Here is a 1,077-nt window from a genome sequence, read left to right on the forward strand (position 1 = left end):
GAAAAAATAAAATATAATAAAAGTACGAACTGGTTATGTCCAAACCAAATCTCCTGTTTTATGCCAATAAGCTGGGGGGCCGAGAAATCGGCCTCATTTTTTTTGCTCATTACTACAAGGAACAAGGTTTTTGTGAGACTTTTGTCGAAATTTTAGGAATAGATACAAAGGGGGATGTAAAATGGATTTGAAAATGAAGTACATTATTTTATATGTAGAAAAGTTTGAGGAATGTTTAAAATTCTATAAAGATATTTTACAGTTACCTATAAAAGCAGAGCACGGTACATATATTGAATTTAATACTGGAACTACCATTTTAGCGATGAATACGCGGCAAGATGTGAAAGAATTAACAGGACTACCGCTTACGGAAGGTGAATTAAAGTCTTCTCATTTCGAATTAGGATTCGTTGTTGAGAATGTACAAGAAACGATTGAGCAATTTAGAGAACAAGGAATCAAGATTTTAGTTGAACCGATTGTAAAACCGTGGGGACAAACAATTGCCTACATTGCTGATCCAGATGGAAATTATATTGAAATTTGCAGTTCATTAGAATAGAGGGAGAAAGAGAGATGGGATTTCCAAAACTAGAAACAGAACGTTTACTCTTAAGAGAACTTACACTATTAGATGCAGAAACGATGTTCCAATATTTTTCGAAAGAATCAGTTATACGTTATTTCGGAATGGATTCTTTTGAAAATATTGAGCAAGCGAAAACAACGATTCAAACGTTTAAAAATCGTTATGAAGAGGGCAGTGTATTTCGCTGGGGAATCGAGAAAAAAGGGACGGGCCAATTAATCGGAACGTGCGGATTTCATTTAATTAATAATAATCATAAACGAGCTGAAATTGGTTATGAATTAGATGATACATATTGGGGACAAGGATATGCATCGGAAGCATTACAAGCGATTTTAGCTTACGGATTTGAAATGCTGCAACTAATAAGAATCGCAGCGGTTGTATATGTAGAAAATAAAGCTTCTCAAAAATTGTTAATAAAAGCAGGATTTCAAGAAGAAGGATTACTTCGAAAACATATGATTCAAAATGGAGTTGCTCAT

At 34.0% G+C, this 1,077-nt stretch carries 2 protein-coding genes; both read left to right on the forward strand.

Translation table 11 applies throughout. The annotated features are described in order from the left end of the window. Positions 1-181: 181 nt before the first annotated feature. Positions 182-565 (forward strand): VOC family protein, encoded by a 384-nt coding sequence (locus ACQGS6_RS29180; RefSeq protein WP_000364497.1) that lies wholly within the window; start codon positions 182-184, stop codon positions 563-565. Between the two features lie 14 nt (positions 566-579). Then, the coding region (locus ACQGS6_RS29185; RefSeq protein WP_426966085.1) for a GNAT family N-acetyltransferase at positions 580-1,077 on the forward strand (498 nt) is incomplete at its 3' end.

It is taken from the genome of Bacillus sp. GMs2/2, assembly GCF_050172095.1.
GTDB lineage: Bacteria > Bacillota > Bacilli > Bacillales > Bacillaceae_G > Bacillus_A > Bacillus_A cereus.